The sequence below is a fragment of the Gemmata sp. SH-PL17 genome (assembly GCF_001610855.1).
Taxonomy (GTDB): Bacteria; Planctomycetota; Planctomycetia; order Gemmatales; family Gemmataceae; genus Gemmata; species Gemmata massiliana.
The window spans coordinates 8,284,418-8,304,756 of record NZ_CP011271.1 but is presented as its reverse complement, the minus strand read 5'-3'; the positions used below and the strand labels follow the sequence as shown (position 1 = coordinate 8,304,756).

Below are 20,339 nucleotides of genomic sequence, written 5' to 3'. Positions count from 1 at the left end.
CACCCGTTTCAGGAAAGTACGCTGGTGCCTGAATACGTGCGGTTCAGCGGTGGCGATCCACTTACTTTGTGCCCGCGGTGTTGAGCTTTCGTGTGTATTTCGTGTCGCCGATCCAGAGCGTGAGTTGGTCGCCCTCGAACACGAGGTGCTTGGGTTTGCCCGGTGCGGCCGGGGTTAGCACCCCGCACAATCGGCCGGTCGGGTCGAACACCTGCACACCAATCTCCGTTGCGGCATAGATGCGGCCGTCCCGGTCCGTTGTGAGCCCCGTTACCTCGATCGTTGTTTCCCCGTATTTCGGGCGCAGCGGGCCGTAGTCGATGTACGGTTGAGAGCCGGGAGCCTGGGTTTGCCGCGCCTCAATGAATCGCCCCGCCGGAACCCACCGGAAGGTTGTGCTGCCGTCCGGTGAACGAGTTGCAACCGGGCCGTTGGCTGCTCGCGGTTTGGGCTGCTCTGCCTTCTTCCACCCCTCGCCGTCAATCAGGATCTGTGCCAGGGGCATGTCCTGAGCGACGCTGGTGGAAGAGGCGGCGAGAACCAGCACGACCGGCGTGAGATATCGCGTCATTCGATCGACTCGCAGCGGACATTATTGCGGAAGCGTGATTTTAGGCCGGCGGTTCCACCCCACAGAATCACTTTGCTGGTGGGGTGTCGCGCCACAACCACCGCAGCGCGTCCGGAAGGAGTACGCCGCCGTGCTTCCCGTTGTGTCCGCCGTCGCCGTACACGAGCTTGTAGTCGTAGTCCATGTATTTCAGGGACGCGGCCATCGACAGGTTCGCGAGCGGCCAGTGCCCGTGCAGGTTGTCGAGGTCGCCCGCGCCGTCCTGGAGGAACACGCGGATCGGCTTCCGCTCCGTCTTCCGGATCAGTCCGGGGTACACGTCGCCGCCGCGAATGTTGGTGAAACTGCCGACGTGCGAGAGCACCTTCGAGAACAGGTCCGGGCGCTCCCATGCGGCCGTGAATGCGCAGATGCCGCCGGAACTAATGCCACAGATCGCCCGACCGTCAGCGTCCGTCCTCAATTTAATAGTTTTCCCAATTTCTGGGAGTATCTCCTTTTCCAGGAACTGGGCATACTGATTAGAAACAGTGTCGTACTCAAAACTGCGGTTCTGGCGCCAGTCTTTCTCCTCCTTGCCCGGAGTGGGAAACTTGCCCGGGTTGATGAAGATGCCCACGGTGATGGGCATCTCTTTTTTATGAATCAGGTTGTCGAACACGACCGGCGCGCGGAACTGGCCCTTCTCCCCCACATAGCTCCCGCCGTCCTGGAAAACCATGACGCCGGCCGGTGTACGGCCGTCGTACTGGCTCGGCACGTACACCCAGTAGTCGCGTTCGGTGCCCTCGAAGATTTTGCTCGTCTTCCAACGGTGTTGTGTGACGTTTCCCTTCGGAACATCGCTTTGAGGCGCCGAGTCGGGGCCGTAGGTGTAATCGTCGGCCGCCGCCGCCGAGTGTCGGGGCGGTATCGTGACGGCGATCAGTCCGGCGAGAGCAACGAGCGGAAGCGAGTAGCGCATCAGAGAGGCCTTTCGGGTTGGCGGGCGCAGGCGGTGATCGAGAGCGTACTGCATTCGGTCAGTGCCCGCAACACGTGGGAGCCGCGCAGCCCATGATTACGGCTTCCCCGATCGAAGCACTGCTCCGTGAAGCGCTCGACCGGCTCGCCCAACAGGAGCAGCGGACGGCCGCTCTCGAAGCGGCTGTGTTCGGAACCGTTTCTCCCGGTCCCTCGCCCGCGCCCCTCTCCAGTGCGCTCGCACAAACGGTCCGAAACACGGACACTCCAACTGCTTCGCACTGGCCCGCCCCGCGCAAGGTGGAACCGCTCCCCGCGAGTACCCCCGCACCGGGCGCCACCGTTTCGCCCGCCGCGGTGATGGCCGCGCTCGATGATGCGTTCTGGTCCGTGGCGCCGGACGGCCAATCAGTGCTTTTTGCGGGCGGAGCCGTCGAGCGACTGTACGGCCTGACCGCACACGAACTGCAAACTCAGCGCGGGCGGTGGATCGACGCGATTCCGGCCGACGACCGCGAACGACTCCGCCTTGCGTTCTCGCTGCTGCCGGGAGCCGGCGCTTTCTCGCTCGAACACCGCATCGCCCACGCGAGCGGCCGAATACGGTGGGCCGTCACGTCCGGGAAACTGATACGTGACTCCGAAGGGCGCCCGCTCCGCGTAGACGGCTCCACCACCGACATCACCCGCAAGGCCCGCGCACGCGACGCCGTTCTCACGGTCCTTGACGGCGTCGGGGCCGCGACCGCGGGCGACTTCCTCGTGAAACTCGCCCGGTACCTGTGCATCGCGTGCGCGGTGCGTGCGGCGGTCGTTGTCGAACCGCACGCGCCGGGTGAAGCCCGGACCGTGGTCGCGTGGATCGGCGGGCGGGCGGGAGCCCCATTCACCTTCGACACGAGCGCGGAACTTGTACGCGACCTCGTGGCGGGTGGGTCCGCGTTCGTGCCCTCGGGCGCCCGCACGCGCTACCCGAATGACCCGTTCTTGCTCAAACTCCGAGCCGAAGCGTTTGCCTCCGAACCGCTCATCGATGCGGCCGGGCGGTTGCTCGGTTTCGTGGCCGTGGCCGACGACCGCCCTTTTGATGCCGACACCGACGCCCCCACTGTGCTCCGCTCTCTCGCGCCGCGGGCCGCGGTCGAGTTGGCGCGTGCGATTGAAGCACCTGCGGTGAGTGAGCTTCAATCGCGCCTCACAGCGGCCGAAGAACGCGCTGCGGCCACCGAAAACGCTCTGCGTGCGACCGCGAACCTCGCCGACGCGGGGCGCCTGGCGGCCGGTATCGCGCACGACTTCCACAACATGCTCGGTGTCATCATTGGCAACGCGGACCTGATCCGCGAGGGGCTTCCCAGTGGGGATTCGCGCGCCGAGTTCGCCGAGACGATCGCTCAAACCGCACAGACCATTGCCATTGTGAGCCGGCAGTTGGTCGCGCTCAGCAAGCCCCGCGGACCGAACTTCGCCCCGCTCGATGTCGCCGCGGCCCTGCACTCGCTCGCGCCGATGCTCCGGCGCCTGACCGAGCGAAAAATTGCGCTCGAACTCGACGTCGCGCCGAACCTCCCGCTCGCTCGCGCCGACGCGACCGACTTCGACCGCGTGGTGCTCAACCTTGTGTTGAACGCCCGCGACGCGAGCCGGCCCGGGAGCACTATCACCGTGCGCGCCGCGACCGCGCGGGCCGAACCGGGGCACCGGGGCTGGCCCGCCGATACCCCGCCGAACGAGTACATCGCGATCACGGTTGTGGACCAGGGGAGCGGGATGACGCCCGAGGTCCGCGCCCGGATGTTCGACCTGTTCTTCACCACGAAGGGCGACCACGGAAACGGCCTGGGCCTCGCCACAGTGAGCGCCGCTGTTCGCGCTGCGAGCGGCCACATTGAAGTGGAATCGGAACCCGGTTGGGGAACGACCATCCGCATCTACTGGCCCCAGGTGCCCGAACCGAACCCGTCCCGCTTCTCGCCGCCCGCCGAATGTTAGCCGATTCGCGCAAAAGTTAGCCGCGTTCGTTTCTCGGCAAGTCTTTATCAAGTTGAAACTTGCATCGAATCGCATCGGTAGGATGCTAACAAATGCTGACATTCCGGGTTCCGCCGCCGGTGTGGTTCGAGTCACAAACGCCATACGTATCTGATGTCAAATGCCCGGCAAGGCTCGCCAGCTTGAACCGGTTCGTAGTAGCGCAACGACACTGATGTGAGTTACTGGTTGTTCTCCGGTGGGCCGAGTCACGATCTGCGTAAACGGTTACCGCTTCGCAATCGACGTGTGCTCTCACTTCGTAAGTGGACCGAGTGTATAGGCTTTCGTGTTTCCCGCTGCTACAACACCGGATATTCCTCTACCTCCGCCCCGGGACCGTTCCACCCATGTCCGCTTCCGCACCGACCGCTTCCGATCCGTGGTTCCAGTCGCTGTTCGCCGACCGCATCGGCGGGGCCAACTACGGCAAGGGAACCGACATCTACAAGTTCGAGAAGATCAAGCGCGCCAAGCGGAAAGCTCTCGCCGATCACCCCGAGCGCAAATTGCTCGACTTCGGTATCGGTGAGAACGACGACATGGCCGACGCAACCGTGCGCGACGCCCTCACGCGAGAAGCGAACAAGGTCGAGAACCGCGGGTACGCGGACAACGGCATCCAGAATTACAAGGACGCCGCCGCGGAGTTCATGCAGCGGCAGTTCGGGGTCACCCTCGATCCGGTGACCGAGGTGTGCCACTGCATCGGCAGCAAGCCGGCCTACGCGATGCTCCCCGCGGTGTTCATCAACCCCGGCGACGTGACCCTCATGACCGTGCCCGGCTACCCGGTCGCGGGCACCTGGACGCGCTACCTCGGTGGCGAGGTGGTGCGGCTGCCGCTGCTGGAGAAGAACGGGTTCTTCCCGGACCTCGACGGCATCCCGGACGACGTGAAGAAGCGCGCGAAGTTACTCGTTATCAACTACCCGAACTCGCCGACTGGTGCGGTTGCGACGCGCGACTTCTACAAGCGCGTCATCGAGTTCGCCCACAAGAACCAGACCGTGATCGTGCAGGACGCGGCGCACATTCTGTTGAGCTATAAGTCCGAGCCGCTGAGCTTCCTGCAAGTGGAAGGGGCGAAGGAGGTCGGCGTCGAGGTCCACTCGATGTCGAAGGGCTTCAACATGATCGGCTGGCGCCTCGGCTTCGTGTGCGGGCACCCGAAGATCGTGCAGGCCTACGCCGACGTGAAGGACAACAGCGACAGCGGGCAGTTCATGGCGGTCCAGCACGCCGCGGCGCAGGCACTGCGCACGCCCGAGATCCCGGTCCAGATCCGGGCGAAGTACAAGCGCCGGCTCGAAAAGCTGGTCGCGGCGCTGAAGCAGGTGGGGTTCAAGTGCGAGATGCCGGGGGGCACGTACTTCCTCTACGCGAGCGCACCGAAGGCGGCCGGCGACCTCGCGTTCGCCAACGCCGAGGCCGCGTCGCAGTACCTGATCCACGACCAGAGCGTGTGCTGCGTGCCGTGGGACGACGCGGGCGCGTACCTGCGGTTCTCGGTGACGTACATCGCGAACAGTGAGGCCGAAGAGGACGCGCTGATGGCAGAAACTGTCGCGCGTCTCAAGGGCATGAACCTGAAGTTCTGAGCCGGGGCATTCACGCGAATTTCACTCGCACTTTGCCCGAAGCTCCTATCTCAAACCGGGAACCACCCTGCATCCCGGAGCCGCCCGTGTTCGACGAAATTGCCCGGCTCCGCCGCTGGCAGGCCGTTACGGTCGTCACGCTGTTCACCGGCTACGCGGGCTACTATGTGTGCCGGTCGAACCTGTCGGTTGCGTCGCCCCTGTTGCTCAAAGAGTACGGCCCGGACGGGCTCACGAAAGCGCACATCGGCGACATCGCGTCCGTGGGCGTGCTGTTCTACGCGATCGGCAAAGCGCTCAACGGGGTTCTCGCCGAGTACCTCGGGGGCCGGCGCATCTTCTTGCTCGGCATGTTCGCGTCGGTCGCGTGTACGGTCCTGTTCGCACTCGCGCCTAACAGCACGGGCGCCCTTGGGGGGCTGGCGAGCAGTTTCGGACTCCCGGTCGCGGTGATGCTGCCGTTCTTCGTCGTGTGGGGCGCGAACCGGTTCGTGCAGTCGATGGGGTGGGGCGGGCTGGTACAGATCACGTCGCGCTGGTTCACCGCGAACCGCATGGCGACCGTGATGGGCGTGCTGACGATGAGTTACCTACTCGGTGACGCACTCGCGCGCCTCTATCTCGGTGGGGTCGTAAGTACCGGAGTCGGCTGGCAGGGGGTGTTCTTCGCGGCCGCAGCGATGCTCGGCGCGATCGGCTGCGTGAGCTTTTTCACCCTGAAGAACCGCCCCTCGGTCGTCGGACTACCGGAGCCGCCCCCGCCACCGGGCAACGTGTACGGTGCTGACACCGGATACGGGAAGATTTCGCTGTGGGGGCTGCTCGGGCCGCTGTTTTCGAGTTTCACGTTCTGGCTCGTGTGCCTGATGAACGTGGGGCTGACGCTCATCCGCGAAACGTTTAACTTGTGGAACCCGACGTACCTCAATGAAGTGGTGAAGTTGGACGCTTGGGCGGCGGGGGTGGCGAGCCTCGTGTTTCCGCTCGTCGGTGCGGTGGCCGCGCTGTTCGCGGGGTGGCTCGTGGACCGTCTCAACGGGCGCTACGGTCTGGTCGTCGTATCGTCACTCGTTGGTCTGGTCGTCACTCTTGGCCTGTTTGCGTGGGTACCGCTGGAGGGCCGGACCTGGGCCGCGCTCGCCCTCATCGGCGCGGTGGCACTGTTCCTCCTCGCGCCGTACACGTTCTGTTCCGGCGTGCTCGCGGTGAAACTCGGCGGGCAGCGCGGCGGATCGACCGCGGCCGGGATCATCGACACGGCCGGCTACCTCGGGGCGACGCTCGCCGGGTCCGGCATCGGCCGCATTTCCCAACACTACGGTTGGGGCACGGCGTTCGGCGCGCTCGCGGGCGTGGCCGCACTGACGATGCTCGTCGCCACGGTATTCGCCCTCCGCCGTTCGCCCGACGCCCCTCCTGCAGAACCCGAAGGCGATGGCAACAATTCCTGAGATCCGGGCTGCGGTCTTTGACGGTCCCGGCGCACCGTTCCGCGTGGAATCTCCGTCGCGCCCGACGTTGCGATCGGGCGAGGCACTGGTCCGCGTGTCGCTGTGTACCGTTTGCGGGAGCGATCTGCACACGTTCCTCGGGCGCCGCAAAGAGAAGACACCGTGCGTGCTCGGCCACGAGCCGGTCGGCGTCGTGGAGGAAGTGGCCGGCGACGTCCGCGATGTGGGCGGCGAGCCGGTCCGCGTGGGCGATCGCGTGGTGTGGGCCGTCGCGGTGTCGTGCGGCGCGTGTTTCTTTTGCACGCGGGGGCTACCCCAAAAGTGCGAATCGCTCCGCAAGTACGGGCACGAGGCGATTACCCCGCAGTGCGGTCCCGTCGGCGGACTGTCCACGCACTGTCACTTGCTCCAAGGAACTGCGATCGTAAAAGTGCCCGCGGACCTGCCCGATGTGGTCGCCGCGCCCGCCGGGTGTGCGACGGCTACGATCGCCGCGGCTCTGCGAGTGGGGGGAGTGATAAAACCTAACCCCCTAACCCCCTTCCCTAAGAAGGAAGGGGGGACCGAACCATCGGTAGTTTTAAGCCCCTCTCCGTTTAGGGGAGGGGTTGGGGAGGGGTTGCTTCCGAAGCCCTCCTCCGTCGTCATCTTCGGTCTGGGAATGCTCGGGCTAACAGCGTGCGCGTGGGCCGATGCCCTGGGTATGACCGCGATCGCGTGCGACGTGAGCGACAGCCGGTTGGCGCAAGCGGCGCGGTTCGGGGCGCGACACTTGGCGAAGCCGGACGCGGTCGCGGACCTCGTGAAGTCGCTCGCACAGGCGCGCGGGGCCGACCTCGCGCTCGAACTGAGCGGGGCGCCCGACGCCTCGCGTGCGGCGCTCGATGTGCTTCGTGTTGGTGGGACGGCGGTCTGGGTCGGCGCGGTGTTCCCCACTGCACCGGTTTCTATCGAGCCAGAAATGATTGTTCGCCGGTGCCTCACCGTGACCGGCATTCACAACTACGCCCCGCGCGATCTCGCGGCCGCGGTCGAGTTTCTCGCTGCGAACCACACGCGGTTCCCGTTCGCGGAATTGGTATCGAAGTCGTTTCCCCTGGCCGAAGTGAACGAGGCGTTCCGGTTCGCGGAGGCCGAGCGCCCGGTGCGCGTCGCTGTCGCGTGTGACTGAAATCGGCGCTACAATTGATCGATGTTGAACGGAGTTCAGAGCGGGAAGCGGCCGCGTGGCGTCTGACCTCCAATCACTGTTGGCCGCAATCGTCGCCGATCCCTCGGACGACGTCGCGCGATGCCCTACCCGAATTGGAAGAGCTTCAGCTGATGGGAGTACATTTGACACCTGACCGGATCAGCGCTTTGGTCCGGTCTTCGCTGCTCAAACGTGTCAATCACTACGCCTATCGAGGCACCTATCCAAATGACCTTGATGGCATCGTTCGATTAAGTGAAGCGGTTGATCCCATCAAAATTGAGACATTCTCCGTTACAGGGAACGGATTGTCTCCGCTCCTTACAGATGTCTTACGCGAGAAATTCGGCGATCGGCTGCACCTTACTTCCTAACGACGATTCAGGCCGCGATGCGCAGCGGGCCGATGATGGTGGCGCTGGAGCTTTTGGCGAGGCTCGCGAGTTCGCGCCGGGCTTGCATCAGCACGAGACTGACGGACGATTCGGCCCCGAGTTGTTCGATCATGAGGGAGAGGTACTCGGCCGCCCAGCGGGCTTCCGAGATGTCGATGGTCGCGGCCTCGGGGATCAGAACGGACGGGTCGGAAATGATCATGGCCGGGAACCTCCTTGTTCGTTTGGCACATTCTGAATTATGCGACCTGCTCCAATCACGATTCAAGGCCAATTTCTCGGCCGGCAATTTCGGATAGACTTTCTGGCGGCTCATTCTTTACTCATTTTCTCCTTGACTCGCGCTCTGCACATCTGTTAACAATGTGTTCGCTTCTCTCTCACTCGCTGCAGACCGCCCAATCACCGATTGCACCCATCCGGTTCACGCCGCGCCACGCGACCGGAGTCGCAGGCCCGTTGGCGACTCGGGAACCGTTTCGATGTCCTCGCCCCACAAACGCGGGTTCACACTGATCGAGTTCCTCGTCGTCGTGATGATTATTGCGGTCCTGATTGCGCTGCTGCTGCCCGCGATTCAGAAGATCCGCGAGGCTGCTGCTCGCATGAAGTGTCAGAACAACCTCAAACAGATCGCCCTGGGGTTCCACAGCCACCATTGTTCGGCCACCCGGTTCCCCTACGGTGGCTGGCACGTTCACCCCGCTTCTGCGCCGGACTGCGCCGATCCGTATGCCCCCACGCACCGAGCGCGCGAGGAGAGTTGGAGCTGGGCGTACCACATCCTGCCCTTCATCGAACAGGACGCGCTGCACAAGAACACCGACCCGGCTTTCGTCCGCAGCGTGCCGGTGAAGACGTACTTTTGCCCGTCGCGCAGGGCGCCGATGACCATCAACGGAAACGCGAAGATCGATTTCGCCGCGAACGCCGGCAGCATGGACACGGGTGGAAACGGCGTGGTGATGCAGACCCCGCTCGGCGCAATCCGCCTCAACGAAATCACCGACGGCACCAGTTGCACGGTACTGGTCGGCGAGAAGCAGATGAACACGGCGGCGTTCGGGGTGAGTCGAGACGATAACGAATCGTACTGCACGCCCGGCTGGAACGGAGACTGGGAAGTGTACCGATGGGGAGCGGCTGCGCCGGCGCCGGATTTCAAGAACCCGAATGACACAAGCACAGCGGTGCAGGTGTTTGGGTCGGCTCACCCAAACGGCTTCAACGTCGCGTTCTGCGACGGCTCCGTGCGGTGTATTCGCTACACCGTTAACCTCACGATTTGGACCCGCGCGTGCGTTCGGAACGACAATCAGTCTGTGAGCCCGAACGATCTGTGATCGAGTTTGAAGTGGGTCACATCACCGGTCGGTGGCGTGCGGCTCGGGCCGCATTGCACGCACTACAAACGCCCCGAACCACCAGCGTGTGGCTCTCGGCCCGGAACTGGTTCTGGGCCGAAACCTTTTCTAACAGGGCTTCCAGTTCCTCGCTCTGGAACTCGGTCATCGAACCGCACTGCTCGCAGACGAGGTGGTCGTGTGCCGGGTAGCCGTAGTCGTGGTCGAAGACGGTGCGCGAGCCGAGTTCGATCCGGCGCAAGAGGCCCGCGTCTACGAGCGAAGAAAGCGTGCGGTACACGGTCGCCCGGCTCACGCGCTTCTTCGCGGCCTTCAGGTTCTCGATGAGCTGCTCGGCGTCGAAGTGTTCGTGCTGTGCGAAGATGTGCTCGACCAGCACCCGCTTCTGGTCGGTGAATCGCTGCGGGGTTTTCCGGCTCGCCAGGTACTCCCGAAACTTGCTCTCGGGGGTCTGCGACACCTCAACAGCGGGCAGTGACACGGTGCGATTCTCCGGATGTAAGGGCGCACGCAATCGCCCGTAATTATAGTCGGGCGCCCGAGATCGGGGTGAAGACGATGAGAAAGCCGACCCAATTCTTTGGATCGGCTTTGCCACTTTTACAGTGCCGTTTCAGCCGTCTGTTGTATTCACGAGAGGTGCGACCGAACCCCGCTGTCCGTTGGTGCTTTACGCCCGGTCCGCGATCCGGCGGATCAGTGCCTCTTCCGCGAGGAGCCACTTTTCCTCGGTGTCGTAAGTGCCGTCCGCAATTTGCTGGCGCACGCGGGCCACGAGTTCGTGACGGATACCGTCCGGTGATTTCGGTTCCGGGTTCCGTACCGGTTCGGGCGCCGCGACCGGTGCGCTGGATCGGCGCATCATTCGATCGAAGGGCGAACCCAGCGGTGCGGACTTGACGACGGCGACGCGCCAGCGGTGCCAGCCACGTGGTGAGGTCTCGCGCATTGGAATATCGTCTCCCTGCCGCCGCGAGCGTGGCTCGTTCGGCAGTCGGTCGGTGTGCGGCCCTTCCGGTCGAGCCGGAGCGCCTGCACGCGGTTCACCCTCTCCCGGACCGGCAGCAAGTGGAACGCCGGAGCGCCCAAATTCTCACCGGTCCAAACCCCCGAGCCGCGCCGTCGAATCCTGACCGCACTCTCGTTGGTCTTTGTCCTGGGTAGGGGCAGACTCCTCAGCCCCGGGACACGGTTCACACGTTCAGTGAGCCGCGTTCCATTCTACGCAGGTGTATCGTCGTTCGCGCGCAACCTCTCGCAAGAAAATGCGCACCCGGTTGCACGGCTTTGGGCGGTTCTCGTCCCGGCGCGCCCGTTACTCGGATGATGCCCAGCGAACGGTTCACGCGGTCGACCCAACCCCGGCTCTTGTCGTACTTTGCTGGAATCCACTCAAGCCCCCGCGCTTGAGTTTGTGTTGAGTTTTTCTGTCCGGTTTTCTGACTGAGCGAGTCGGCCGCGGTCACCGGACACTAAACACTAAGTCCCAAATTCCATTCGCAATCGGTTCGCGGCCATGTGTGCCGCTCGGGTCGGTGCGGGGTGCCGGTAGCCGCTCAGCGTCGCCCGGACCAACTGGGTTGCGGAGTCTACGTCGACCTTGTGCCCCGGCGACACGTACACCGGCTTCACCCCGGTCGCCGAGCGCACCACCGCACCAACTGTCTCACCGTCGAGCGACAGGGGCGTCGCGTCGCCCGCGTTCGGGCCGGGCTCGGTGTGATCGCCCACGAGCCAGCTCTTCGCGCACCCCACACACGGCAGGTCGAGCCACAATCCGAGGTGGCAGGCCAGACCGAACCGGCGCGGGTGCGCGATCCCCTGTCCGTCGAGCATAACCGCGTCGGGTGCGCGGATCAATTCGCCGAACGCGGTGAGCAACGCAGGAATTTCGCGAAACGACAACAACCCCGGAACATACGGGAAAGTCACCTCGCGCGTCACCGTGCGCTCTTCGACCACGGACAGGTCGGACGCTCTCAGCACCACGACCGCGGCGAACAATCTTGGCTCTGTTAGATGGTAGGCGATGTCGCACCCGGCGACCAATTCAATAGCACCGACCGGCACGGACGTGTCCACGCGGGCAGCGAGTTCGTTTTGGAGCGCAACAGCGGCTTCTTCTGTTGTCGGCCACTCGTGCAAAGAGGGAAATTGCATAATATTTGTGGAGAGCACAATTTTGCTGAAAGGGACGGATTGTCCCGGTTGTACGGACGGTCTGTTGGGCCGCGCGGTTCGTTGCGCCGCGAAACCCTTCAGAACCTGTGGGGTTAGTTGGGAATCGCCCCGTCCGTGCTGCAACGTGACGCGATCGTGTGAGTAAGAAGATCTCCCGCTATGCCCATCTGTTTCCCAAGCCCGCCGCCATGCTTCCCAGGCCACCCGCCCGAGCTGCTGTGCCCGTGATTTTCGCTCTATGAATCTTTTGCCCCGGACCGCACGCAGACCACCGGCGCGGGTTCATCGGCCTATTGGACAGGACGCCCCGGATCGATTCCTTGCATGGTGAAGTTTTGATGCCCAACAGTGTGACCGCACCGCGGCAATCGGGTGCCTTTCCGCAGTACAATGGTACCGGCGCCGAACCGCGATTGCTCCACGAGTTCTTCGCGCACGCGGCTCGAAAGTGGCCGGACAACGTCGCCATCGACGCCCCGCCCTGTGCCGCGCGCCCGAGCCGCCGCACCATTACATACGCCGAACTCGACCGCCGAACGGACGCGCTGGCGGCGTATTTGCGCGAGTTCGTGACCGGTGAGTGCGTGGTCGCGATCCTGCTCCCGCGCAACGCGGAGCACGTCTACCTCGCGCAGCTCGCGGCGATGAAGGCCGGCGCCGCTTACGTGTGCATCGACCCCACGTTCCCGGACGCACAAGTTGGCATTATTCTCGGGGACGCGAAGCCCGTTGCCGTATTAACGGATACGACCGGGCTCGGCCGGGTTCGTCGGTGTGCCCCCGCGATTGGGTGCGCGCTTGATGTGGTGGCGTGGGCCGACCAGCCCGTGACCTCTGTTCCGCCGCTCCCACCGGCCCCGTGGCTCACACCGCACAGCCTCGCGTACCTCATCTACACGTCGGGCACTACCGGCAAGCCGAAGGGGGTGATGATCGAGCACGCGGCCATCGCGAACCTCGTTCGCGGCGACCTCGAAACGTTCCCCGCAGCGCCCGAGGACCGCGTCGCGCAGAACTCGTCGTGCGCCTACGATTCGTCGGTCGAAGAGATCTGGATGGCGCTTGCGGCCGGTGCCACGCTCGTTGTGATGGACGACGACGCGACGCACCTCGGCCCGGACCTCGCGCCGTGGCTGCGCACCGAGGCCGTCACGGTCTTCTGTCCGCCGCCGACGCTCCTGCGCACGATCGGGTGTGACGATCCCGAAAGTGCCTTACCGGACCTGAAACGCATCCACGTTGGCGGGGAGCCGCTCCCGCGTGACGTGGCCGATAAGTGGGCGCCGGGGCGCTGCCTCGTGAACGACTACGGCCCGACCGAGTGCGCGGTTGTCGCGCTCCGGGGTATCATCCACCCCGGGGACACGATCAACATCGGGCGCCCCGTACCCGGCATTCAGGCGTGGGTACTGAACGAGCACCTCGAAGAAGTGGCGCCGGGCGAATCGGGCGAACTTTGCCTCGGCGGTGCTGGCGTGGCCCGCGGGTACCTGAACGACGCCGAACTCACGAATCGCAAGTTCCCCACGCACCCGCGGCTCGGGCGCATCTACCGCACCGGCGACCTCGTTCATCGTGTGGCCGACGGCACGTACATCTGCCACGGCCGGATCGATACGCAGGTGAAGATCCGCGGGTACCGCATCGAACTGGAAGCGATCGAATCGCGACTTTCTGCGCGCCCCGATGTGCGTGAAGCGGCGTGTCGCGTTCAGGGCGAGGGACCGCAGCAGCAAATCGTTGCGTTCGTGGTGCCTGTGAACCCCGCGTCGCCACCGTCGTTCGACGTGCTGAAAGCAGCGCTTCGCGAACAACTCCCCGAGTACATGGTGCCGGCCCACTTTGGGCTACTGGCCGCGCTGCCGACCGCGGTGAGTGGGAAGCTAGATCGTCGGGCACTGCCGACGCTGGAAATTCACGCGCCAGAACCGCACGGCCGCATTACCGACCCGCGCGACGAGATCGAAGAGCGCATCGCGACCGCGGTTCGTCGCGTGTTCAATTTGAAGGATCGCGTTTCGGTCGATCACGACTTTTTCAACGACCTCGGTGGCGATTCGCTCCGCGCCGCGATGCTGATCTCTGCTCTGCGCGACGATCCCGCAATGGCCACCCTCGCTGTTCGTGACTTGTACCAGACGCGGACGATTGAAGGACTGGCACAGCGCGTTCGGAACGAGAGCGGCCACGCGAACCTCCACAAACCGACCGAACCCACCAAGCGGCTGAACCCGCTGTTCGCAACGATCGTGCAATCTGCCTGGTTGTTGCTCGGGCTGATGGTTACCGGTCCCGCGCTCTACCTACTGGCGTTCCACATTGTCCCGGATGCTACGGCGAGTTTGGGCCTGGCGCCGTTCCTACTCACGACGCCGCTGCTCTACGCGGCCGGTATCTGCCTGTACGCGATCGGCTCGGTGGTCTTCGCCGTGCTGGTGAAGAAAGTGCTGATCGGCCGGTACGAGCCGATTCGGGCACCGATTTGGGGGAGCTTCTACGTCCGCAACTGGATCGTGCAACAAACCGCGCGGCTCATCCCCTGGCGGTTCTTCGACGGCACCGTTTTCGTGAGCGTGATCCTGCGGGCGCTCGGCGCGAAGGTCGGGCGGGGTGTTCACATTAGCCGTGGGGTCGCGCTCGTTCACGGTGGGTGGGATCTGCTCGAAATCGGCGACAACGTGACCATCAGTCGCGACGCGACACTGCGCCTCGTTGACCTCGAAGACGGGCAAATCATCGTCGGCCCGATTTCGATCGGCGCCGGTTGCACGCTCGACATCCGTTCCGGACTCGCGCCGAACACGCGCATGGAGCCGGACAGTTACCTCGCGTCTCAGGGCTACGCGCTCTCCGGGGCCGTGCTTTCTCGCGGAACGCGCTGGGCTGGAATCCCCGCCGTGCCTGCGGGTGAAGCTCCGCCTGCCGCGCAGTTGCCGGAGGGGAGCCACGAGCTTTCGCCGGTAATGCACGGCGTCGTGCTACTCGGCGCGAAATTACTATTCACCGCCCTCGCGGTCCTTCCGGTCGCGCTTGCGGTGTTGCTGTACGCACAGGTACAGGGAATCGATACCGCTGCGGCGACCGCATGGTTACTGCACCCCACGATCAGTGCCGATCAGTTCGTGCTTTCCGCGCTCGTGGTCGTGCTCATTGTCCCAGCGCTGCTCGTATCACGATGCGTCTCGATGCGCACGCTCGGGAAGATCCCCGAGGGCGTGGTCAGCCGGTGGAGTTACACCTATATCCGCGTGCTGCTGAAGCGGGACATTCTGGATTGGGCGAACGACTGGCTCAACGGCACACTGTTGTGGCGCGTGTGGCTGCGCGGCGCGGGTATGAAGATCGCACGCGACACCGAACTGAGCACGATTTTCGACACTGTGCCGGAGTTGGTCGAACTCGGTCCGGGTACCTTCTTCGCGGACGGCATTTATCTCGGCGCCCCACACGTTCACCGCGGAACGGTCACTCTAGCGCGCACGAAACTCGGCGCCGGCGTTTTCCTCGGCAACTACGCCGTCATCCCGATCGGTCAAACGATCCCGGACGGTGTGCTCCTCGGAGTCTGCACCGTTGCGGATGATCGCATCATCACGCGCGGGACGTCGTGGTTCGGGGAACCGCCGTTCGAGCTGCCGAAGCGGGAGATCGTGGAGGCCGACGCGCGCCTGACGCACAAGCCCTCGTGGATTCGTTACGCGAACCGTGTGTTCTGGGAACTGCTGCGGTTCGCACTTCCTCTGGTGCCGCTGGTGTTGGTCGCGACGTGGTTCGCGGTGCTGGAGGCGGTTCAGCCCGAAGTTTCGCTCGCGGTCCTCGCGTTCGCCGTGGTGCCGGCTCTCGACTTGGGGTTCTTGGTTGGGTTGTGCCTGTTCGGGCTGGCGCTGAAGTGGTTCCTGCTCGGCCGCGTGCGCCCGGGCACGCGCATGCTCTGGTCGTGCTGGTGCAGCCGGTGGGACTTCAACTACATCGCGTGGCACTATCTCGCGCTCGCTCCGATGCAGGCACTCGAAGGCACCGTTCTGCTAAACGGCTACCTGCGTGCTCTGGGTGTGAAGATCGGGAAGAACGTCGTCGTGGGTGACGTGTTCGCACTCGTTGTGGATCCCGACATGCTGGAACTTCAGGACGGCGCGACTGTGAGTTGCTTGTTCCAGGCCCACACGTTCGAGGACCGCGTGCTCAAGATCGACCGGGTCGTGATCGGGAAGAACTCGTCGGTGGGGATCGGTGCGGTGCTGCTCTACGGGTGCCACATCGGTGACGGCACCCGTGTGGCGGGGCACAGCGTGGTGATGAAGCGCGAGCGCTTGCAGCCCAACCATACCTATGCCGGTTGCCCGACGCACCTGTTGAACTGATACCCCTACAGCGAACCCCGCCCTTGTGGGCGGGGTTCGCCACATCGCGCTACTTGCGCGAAGCGTACCACTCGCGCCACTCATTCGCGGTGGCGAAATCCTTCTCGGTGAGGCTCTTCAATCCAGCGCGGGCCGCTTTCGCAACGGCCTCGTTCTTGTCGCTCAGTGCGTCGATCAGGTCGGGGATGTGGTTCTTGTCGTCCTTCATGGCGCACGCGAGCGCGGCACCTCGGCGCAGCTCTACGTCCTCGGCTTTCAGCATCCCGCGGAGCGAAATCGGCGTCATGCGGCACAGGCGCTCGGCGAGGGCTTCGCGCGCGGTCGCCTTCCGCTCGCCTTCGAGTAGCGGGATCACGGCGAGCAGCGCGCCGGTGTTCTCCTGCCCCTTCGCTTCGCGGACGCGCTTGAGTGTGGCCTCCCAGTCCGCGTTCGACGTGCGCGTGAGTTCGATGGCGATTTCGCTCGCGGTCGTGCCCAGCGTCGGTTTCGGGGTGCTCGGCGGCGCGAGGGCAACGGGCTTACCCGGCGGTTCGACCGTTCCGGGAGTCGGTTTCGCGGGAGGTTCCGGTTTCGTGCCCGGTTCGGGTTTCGCGCCGACCGAATCGTCTGGGGCGGGGGGAGCGGCGTTCGCCCGGAGTTCCGCATTGGCCGGGTTCCGCTGAACTTTTGCGGCGAGGTCGCGCACGAGGTTGGAGCGCGAGAGGAACAGGATCGCGAACGCGGTGTCCACGTCCGTACCGTGCCCGCTGCGCCCGACCCATGACCCGTCGCCGCGTTGGGTAGCGATCAGCGCATTGGCGCCGAAATCGTACCAGTCGACGTCACCGATCTTGTCCACCCCATAGATGACGCCGACGCGCTCCAGCGACCAGAAGAAATATAAGTCAGCGTCGTTCCCGCGCCGGCCGCGCCCGCCGTTCGCGAGTGCGACCGCGAGGTTCGCCATGCCAAGCTTTACGGCCGCGTCGCGGGGATCGATCGGCCCCTTATTCGGCTTCGGTGCGGCCGGCTCCGCGGGCTTCTTCGGGGGGCCGGTTCGGGCATTTTGGGCGGGTTGTAGAACGGGTCGTTTGGGTCCACGTCGGCCGAGACAACGGGTTTGGTGGGGGCCGGCTTCGGCTCTTTTGCTTCCGGCTTCCCGACGAGCGCGGCCTTCTGTTTCTTCTCCTCGCGCCGGGCGATCGCGGTCGCGAGGCCGAGGAGCCCGGCGCACGTCATCGACGGGCTCCCGTCGGCGCCCCCCAAAAGCCCACTGTAGGGCCACCCGCCGGATGCGGTCTGTTGCAAGAGGAATCGCTTCTCGATGAGGTCGAGGGCGGGTTCGACCGGAACGCCGTGCTTGCGCGCGGCCCATACCCCGAGCACACCGAACTGCGTGTTCGAGTTGTCGTCGGGCAGTCGGCCTCGGCCGGTCTCGGCCGCGAGCAGCGCTTGACGGTACTTCTCCACGTCCGCGTGGAGCTTCCCGACCGCACTGGGCTTGTCCGCGGGCTTCGGTGCGCCCAATTTGGTGGGTTCCGGTTCCTTGCCACTTCCCGTCACGAGTGTGGTGTCGGAGAGCCTAGTACGAAGGAGGCGCTCGGTCGCGGGCGGAACGGCCGAGATGCACTCGTAGGTCCAACCGCCGTTCATGTTTTGGCCCGCGAGGAGCCGCACGCCGAGCATCTGGATCAGCGGCCGGTCGCCCGGTTCGCCGAGGCGGTCGAGGTACAAGAGGCAAAGGGTGATGTGGTACGTTTGGGTTTGCGTGTACGACGCATCGCGGACGACGGTGGTGATCTTCTTCACGGCAGCGTCGTCGGCCGGTGCACCGGCTTCGAGTAACGCGAGGCCCACAAGTGCCGTCGCCCCAACGCGGTCGGGATCACGGATCGCCTTCCCGTTTTCGCCCCCGGATTTTTTGAGGTACGCGATTCCCTTCTGAACCGCCGCATCAATGTCTTTGGGCGCAGCCGCGCGCGCAGAATGCGGGACCGAAATCGCGAGTACAAGCGCCAATAGAAAACGCAAGAGCGCCATGCGTGGCCCTCGCTGGGCGTGAACGACAGGAACGGGCGATCTGCGACTTGCTTCTCGATGCTACAACGCAGCCCGACCGGAAATGTTGGAGCAATAATGCTGGTGGGGCGGGTTGTGCTGACCCACAACCCGCCCCACACCCATCACCAATCCGTGGTTCAATTAGGTAAACGGCTTTTCGGCGCCGCCGAGACACTATTTCTTTTGCTTCGCGTACCAGTCGCGCCACGCGGCTGCGGCCGTGGCCTTTTGCGCCGCGGCCGCTCCCGAGACGGGGCCGAAGTCTTTTCCGGACAAACTCTTAAGGGCGGCTTTCGCGGCCCGAACCACGGAATCGTCCGCGTCGGCAATCAGGTCGATCAGGTCGGGGATGTGCTCCTTATCGTCCTTCATCGCACACGCGACCGCAGCCCCGCGGCGCAGTTCGGCCTCGCTCGCTTTCAGCATGGTGCGGAGCGAAGCCGGCGTCATGCGGCACAGGCGCTCGGCGAGGGCCTCTCGCGCGGCGGCCTTGCGGTCGCCGTCCGCGTGGGTCGCTGTCACCACCAGCGCGCGCGTGTGGGTCGGTCCCTTGGCGTCGCGGGATTCGGTGAGCAACTTGGTCCAGTCACTGCTCGACGATTTCAGCAACAGAGAGGCGCGCGTGATGGCCTCGTCGCCGGTCGGGTTCGGCAGATTGACGACCGGTACCGCGGCGCTCACCGGCGTGGTCGGCCGGTTGGGGAGCAGGTCGGTCGCGGCCGGCCCGGTCCCGGCTTTCATTTCGGTGCTGGTGGGGTCTTTTTGCACCTTGTTGGACAGGTCGCGTGCGAGGTTCGAGCGGCAGAGGAAGAGGACCGCGAACGACGTGTTCACTTCGGCCCCGTAACTCCCGCCGATGCCCCACGAGCCGTCCGCCCCTTGCGAGCGCACAAGGGCCGTGGAACCGATGTCGTACCAGTCGATGTCGCCGATCTTTTCCAAACCGTAGGTGACGCCGACGCGCTCCAGGGACCAGAGGAAGTACAGGTCGCCGTGCCCGTGCCCCCCGCCGTTGGCGACGAGTAACCCCCTGCCGGCACGGATCTGGTCGATGATGGTCAGCCCCAACCCGGCAAAGGCGCGCTGGATGACGATGTCGCGTGCGTCGGCGGGGCGGGCCTGCGGCTTCTTGGGCGGGTCCTTCCCGGCGGGCGGGTTGTAGAACGGGTCGTTGGGCTTATTGGGTTTCGCGGGGTCCGGTTTCGGAGCCGGGTTATCGGCCTTCAGGCGCCGTTCCTCGCGCCGGGCCACACCGGTCGCCATCCCGAGCAACCCCGCGCAGTACATCGCGGGGCTCCCGGCGGGGGCGATGCCCGCGGGGCCTGTTCCCCCAGAGTACGGCCAGTTCCCGGTGCGCTGGTCCTGGGCGCCCATGAACCGCTTCTCGATGAGATCGAGGGCTTCTTCTACAGGGGCGCCGTGTTTGCGGGACATCCACACCGCCATCACCGCGAACTGCGTGTTCGAGTTGTCGTCTCCCCCTCCGATTCCCCCACCCTGGGCGCGAGCGGCAACCAGTGCCTGGCCGTATTTCTCAACGTCTGCGTTGAGTTTGGGTGGCTTTCCGTTTTCACCAGCGGTCAGGCGGACCTGTTGAAGACTGTTTTTGAGGTACGTCGCGGTTTCCGCGGAAACCGGCTGGATGCTCTGGTACGTCCAGCCGCCGTTGACCGACTGCCCGACGATCAGGCGCGCCGCGAGCATCTGAATGATCGCGGCGTCGCTCGGGTCACCGAGGCGGTCGAGGTACATGATGGACAACGAGATCTGGTACGTTTGGTTCTGTGTGAACGAGGCGTCGCGGACGAGGGCGGTGATCGCTTTCACCGCGGGGTCGTCGACCGGTACGCCCGCTTCCAGAAGTGCCAGCCCGGAGAGGCACGTCGGGCCGATGCCGTAGCTGGCCTCGTTGCCCCCGTTGAAACCTTGCCCCGGCTTCTGGTTGTAGCGCGCTTTGAGGTGCTCGGCCCCGGCTTTAATCGCGCGATCGATTTCTTTTGGTGTGGCTCCCGGCGCGGTCTGTCCCGCAGCCAGGACGATACTGCACAGCCCGGCGAGACGAACGAATTTTGAGATCATGACTCAACCCTCGGCGACCGCGAGGACACGACGGTACAGCCTACCTTAACATTTAGTCGCACGCGAGGCGACCGCGAAATGTGCGTGTACCGGCGCGGCACGGGTGGTTG

At 64.7% G+C, this 20,339-nt stretch carries 15 protein-coding genes; 6 read left to right on the top strand and 9 right to left on the bottom strand.

Translation table 11 applies throughout. From position 1 onward, the window contains the following. Nucleotides 1–61: 61 nt before the first annotated feature. Together VT84_RS34570 and VT84_RS34565 are read right to left on the bottom strand one after the other, a co-directional pair. Nucleotides 62–571: a hypothetical protein gene (locus VT84_RS34570; RefSeq protein WP_052550550.1), complete on the bottom strand. Its 510-nt coding sequence runs from the start codon at nucleotides 569–571 to the stop codon at nucleotides 62–64. Between the two features lie 67 nt (nucleotides 572–638). Further along, entirely contained in the window at nucleotides 639–1,535 is an 897-nt protein-coding gene (locus VT84_RS34565; RefSeq protein WP_082842747.1) for an alpha/beta hydrolase, read from the bottom strand. A 92-nt stretch (nucleotides 1,536–1,627) separates the two neighbouring features. Between VT84_RS34565 and VT84_RS34560 the strand changes: the two genes are divergently transcribed. From VT84_RS34560 to VT84_RS34545, 4 genes are all read left to right on the top strand, one after another. After that, nucleotides 1,628–3,526 carry a PAS domain-containing hybrid sensor histidine kinase/response regulator gene (locus VT84_RS34560; RefSeq protein WP_082842746.1) on the top strand — a complete coding sequence of 633 codons (1,899 nt, stop codon included), beginning with the start codon at nucleotides 1,628–1,630 and terminating at the stop codon, nucleotides 3,524–3,526. A gap of 389 nt (nucleotides 3,527–3,915) precedes the next feature. After that, a complete protein-coding gene (locus tag VT84_RS34555; protein WP_082842745.1) occupies nucleotides 3,916–5,166 on the top strand; it encodes an LL-diaminopimelate aminotransferase in 1,251 nt (416 codons plus the stop codon). 86 nt (nucleotides 5,167–5,252) lie between these two features. After that, nucleotides 5,253–6,617 (top strand): MFS transporter, encoded by a 1,365-nt coding sequence (locus tag VT84_RS34550; protein ID WP_162271948.1) that lies wholly within the window; start codon nucleotides 5,253–5,255, stop codon nucleotides 6,615–6,617. Continuing rightward, nucleotides 6,601–7,788 (top strand): zinc-binding dehydrogenase, encoded by a 1,188-nt coding sequence (locus VT84_RS34545; protein WP_082842743.1) that lies wholly within the window; start codon nucleotides 6,601–6,603, stop codon nucleotides 7,786–7,788. The genes VT84_RS34550 and VT84_RS34545 overlap by 17 nt, the downstream gene beginning before the upstream one ends. 402 nt (nucleotides 7,789–8,190) lie before the next feature. Here the strand turns inward: VT84_RS34545 and VT84_RS34540 are convergent, their stop codons facing one another. Next, nucleotides 8,191–8,406 carry a hypothetical protein gene (locus tag VT84_RS34540; RefSeq protein ID WP_082842742.1) on the bottom strand — a complete coding sequence of 72 codons (216 nt, stop codon included), beginning with the start codon at nucleotides 8,404–8,406 and terminating at the stop codon, nucleotides 8,191–8,193. Between the two features lie 280 nt (nucleotides 8,407–8,686). On the opposite strand from VT84_RS34540, the gene VT84_RS34535 reads away from it, so the two are divergent. Further along, nucleotides 8,687–9,547: a DUF1559 domain-containing protein gene (locus VT84_RS34535; protein WP_052550567.1), complete on the top strand. Its 861-nt coding sequence runs from the start codon at nucleotides 8,687–8,689 to the stop codon at nucleotides 9,545–9,547. Nucleotides 9,548–9,563: 16 nt separating this feature from the next. On the opposite strand, the gene VT84_RS34530 is transcribed toward VT84_RS34535, so the two are convergent. The 3 genes from VT84_RS34530 to nfi form a co-directional block, all read right to left on the bottom strand. After that, a complete protein-coding gene (locus tag VT84_RS34530; RefSeq protein WP_052550569.1) occupies nucleotides 9,564–10,049 on the bottom strand; it encodes a Fur family transcriptional regulator in 486 nt (161 codons plus the stop codon). A gap of 189 nt (nucleotides 10,050–10,238) precedes the next feature. Further along, complete coding sequence (locus tag VT84_RS34525; RefSeq protein WP_052550571.1) at nucleotides 10,239–10,517, bottom strand: flagellar biosynthesis anti-sigma factor FlgM; 279 nt, start codon at nucleotides 10,515–10,517, stop codon at nucleotides 10,239–10,241. 530 nt (nucleotides 10,518–11,047) lie between these two features. Next, nucleotides 11,048–11,728, bottom strand: a complete 681-nt coding sequence (gene nfi, locus VT84_RS34520) for a deoxyribonuclease V (RefSeq protein WP_052550573.1) — start codon at nucleotides 11,726–11,728, stop codon at nucleotides 11,048–11,050. 359 nt (nucleotides 11,729–12,087) lie between these two features. Between nfi and VT84_RS34515 the strand changes: the two genes are divergently transcribed. After that, nucleotides 12,088–16,110 (top strand): non-ribosomal peptide synthetase, encoded by a 4,023-nt coding sequence (locus VT84_RS34515; RefSeq protein ID WP_082842741.1) that lies wholly within the window; start codon nucleotides 12,088–12,090, stop codon nucleotides 16,108–16,110. Between the two features lie 49 nt (nucleotides 16,111–16,159). Here the strand turns inward: VT84_RS34515 and VT84_RS34510 are convergent, their stop codons facing one another. The 3 genes from VT84_RS34510 to VT84_RS34500 all read right to left on the bottom strand — a co-directional run bounded on the left by VT84_RS34510 (nucleotide 16,160) and on the right by VT84_RS34500 (nucleotide 20,229). After that, nucleotides 16,160–17,056 carry a hypothetical protein gene (locus VT84_RS34510; RefSeq protein ID WP_082842740.1) on the bottom strand — a complete coding sequence of 299 codons (897 nt, stop codon included), beginning with the start codon at nucleotides 17,054–17,056 and terminating at the stop codon, nucleotides 16,160–16,162. An 8-nt stretch (nucleotides 17,057–17,064) separates the two neighbouring features. Continuing rightward, nucleotides 17,065–18,129: a hypothetical protein gene (locus tag VT84_RS34505; protein WP_082842739.1), complete on the bottom strand. Its 1,065-nt coding sequence runs from the start codon at nucleotides 18,127–18,129 to the stop codon at nucleotides 17,065–17,067. 195 nt (nucleotides 18,130–18,324) lie between these two features. Next, a complete protein-coding gene (locus tag VT84_RS34500) occupies nucleotides 18,325–20,229 on the bottom strand; it encodes a hypothetical protein (protein ID WP_082842738.1) in 1,905 nt (634 codons plus the stop codon). Nucleotides 20,230–20,339 lie beyond the last annotated feature (110 nt).

Excerpts from the sequence above, each read along its gene's own strand:
- VT84_RS34570 (WP_052550550.1), bottom strand. The coding sequence starts at position 571 with ATGACGCGATATCTCACGCCGGTCGTGCTGGTTCTCGCCGCCTCTTCC.
- VT84_RS34565 (WP_082842747.1), bottom strand. The coding sequence starts at position 1,535 with ATGCGCTACTCGCTTCCGCTCGTTGCTCTCGCCGGACTGATCGCCGTC.
- VT84_RS34560 (WP_082842746.1), top strand. The coding sequence starts at position 1,628 with ATGATTACGGCTTCCCCGATCGAAGCACTGCTCCGTGAAGCGCTCGAC.
- VT84_RS34555 (WP_082842745.1), top strand. The coding sequence starts at position 3,916 with ATGTCCGCTTCCGCACCGACCGCTTCCGATCCGTGGTTCCAGTCGCTG.
- VT84_RS34545 (WP_082842743.1), top strand. The coding sequence starts at position 6,601 with ATGGCAACAATTCCTGAGATCCGGGCTGCGGTCTTTGACGGTCCCGGC.
- VT84_RS34540 (WP_082842742.1), bottom strand. The coding sequence starts at position 8,406 with ATGATCATTTCCGACCCGTCCGTTCTGATCCCCGAGGCCGCGACCATC.
- VT84_RS34535 (WP_052550567.1), top strand. The coding sequence starts at position 8,687 with ATGTCCTCGCCCCACAAACGCGGGTTCACACTGATCGAGTTCCTCGTC.
- VT84_RS34525 (WP_052550571.1), bottom strand. The coding sequence starts at position 10,517 with ATGCGCGAGACCTCACCACGTGGCTGGCACCGCTGGCGCGTCGCCGTC.
- nfi (WP_052550573.1), bottom strand. The coding sequence starts at position 11,728 with ATGCAATTTCCCTCTTTGCACGAGTGGCCGACAACAGAAGAAGCCGCT.
- VT84_RS34515 (WP_082842741.1), top strand. The coding sequence starts at position 12,088 with ATGCCCAACAGTGTGACCGCACCGCGGCAATCGGGTGCCTTTCCGCAG.
- VT84_RS34510 (WP_082842740.1), bottom strand. The coding sequence starts at position 17,056 with ATGGCGAACCTCGCGGTCGCACTCGCGAACGGCGGGCGCGGCCGGCGC.
- VT84_RS34505 (WP_082842739.1), bottom strand. The coding sequence starts at position 18,129 with ATGGCGCTCTTGCGTTTTCTATTGGCGCTTGTACTCGCGATTTCGGTC.
- VT84_RS34500 (WP_082842738.1), bottom strand. The coding sequence starts at position 20,229 with ATGATCTCAAAATTCGTTCGTCTCGCCGGGCTGTGCAGTATCGTCCTG.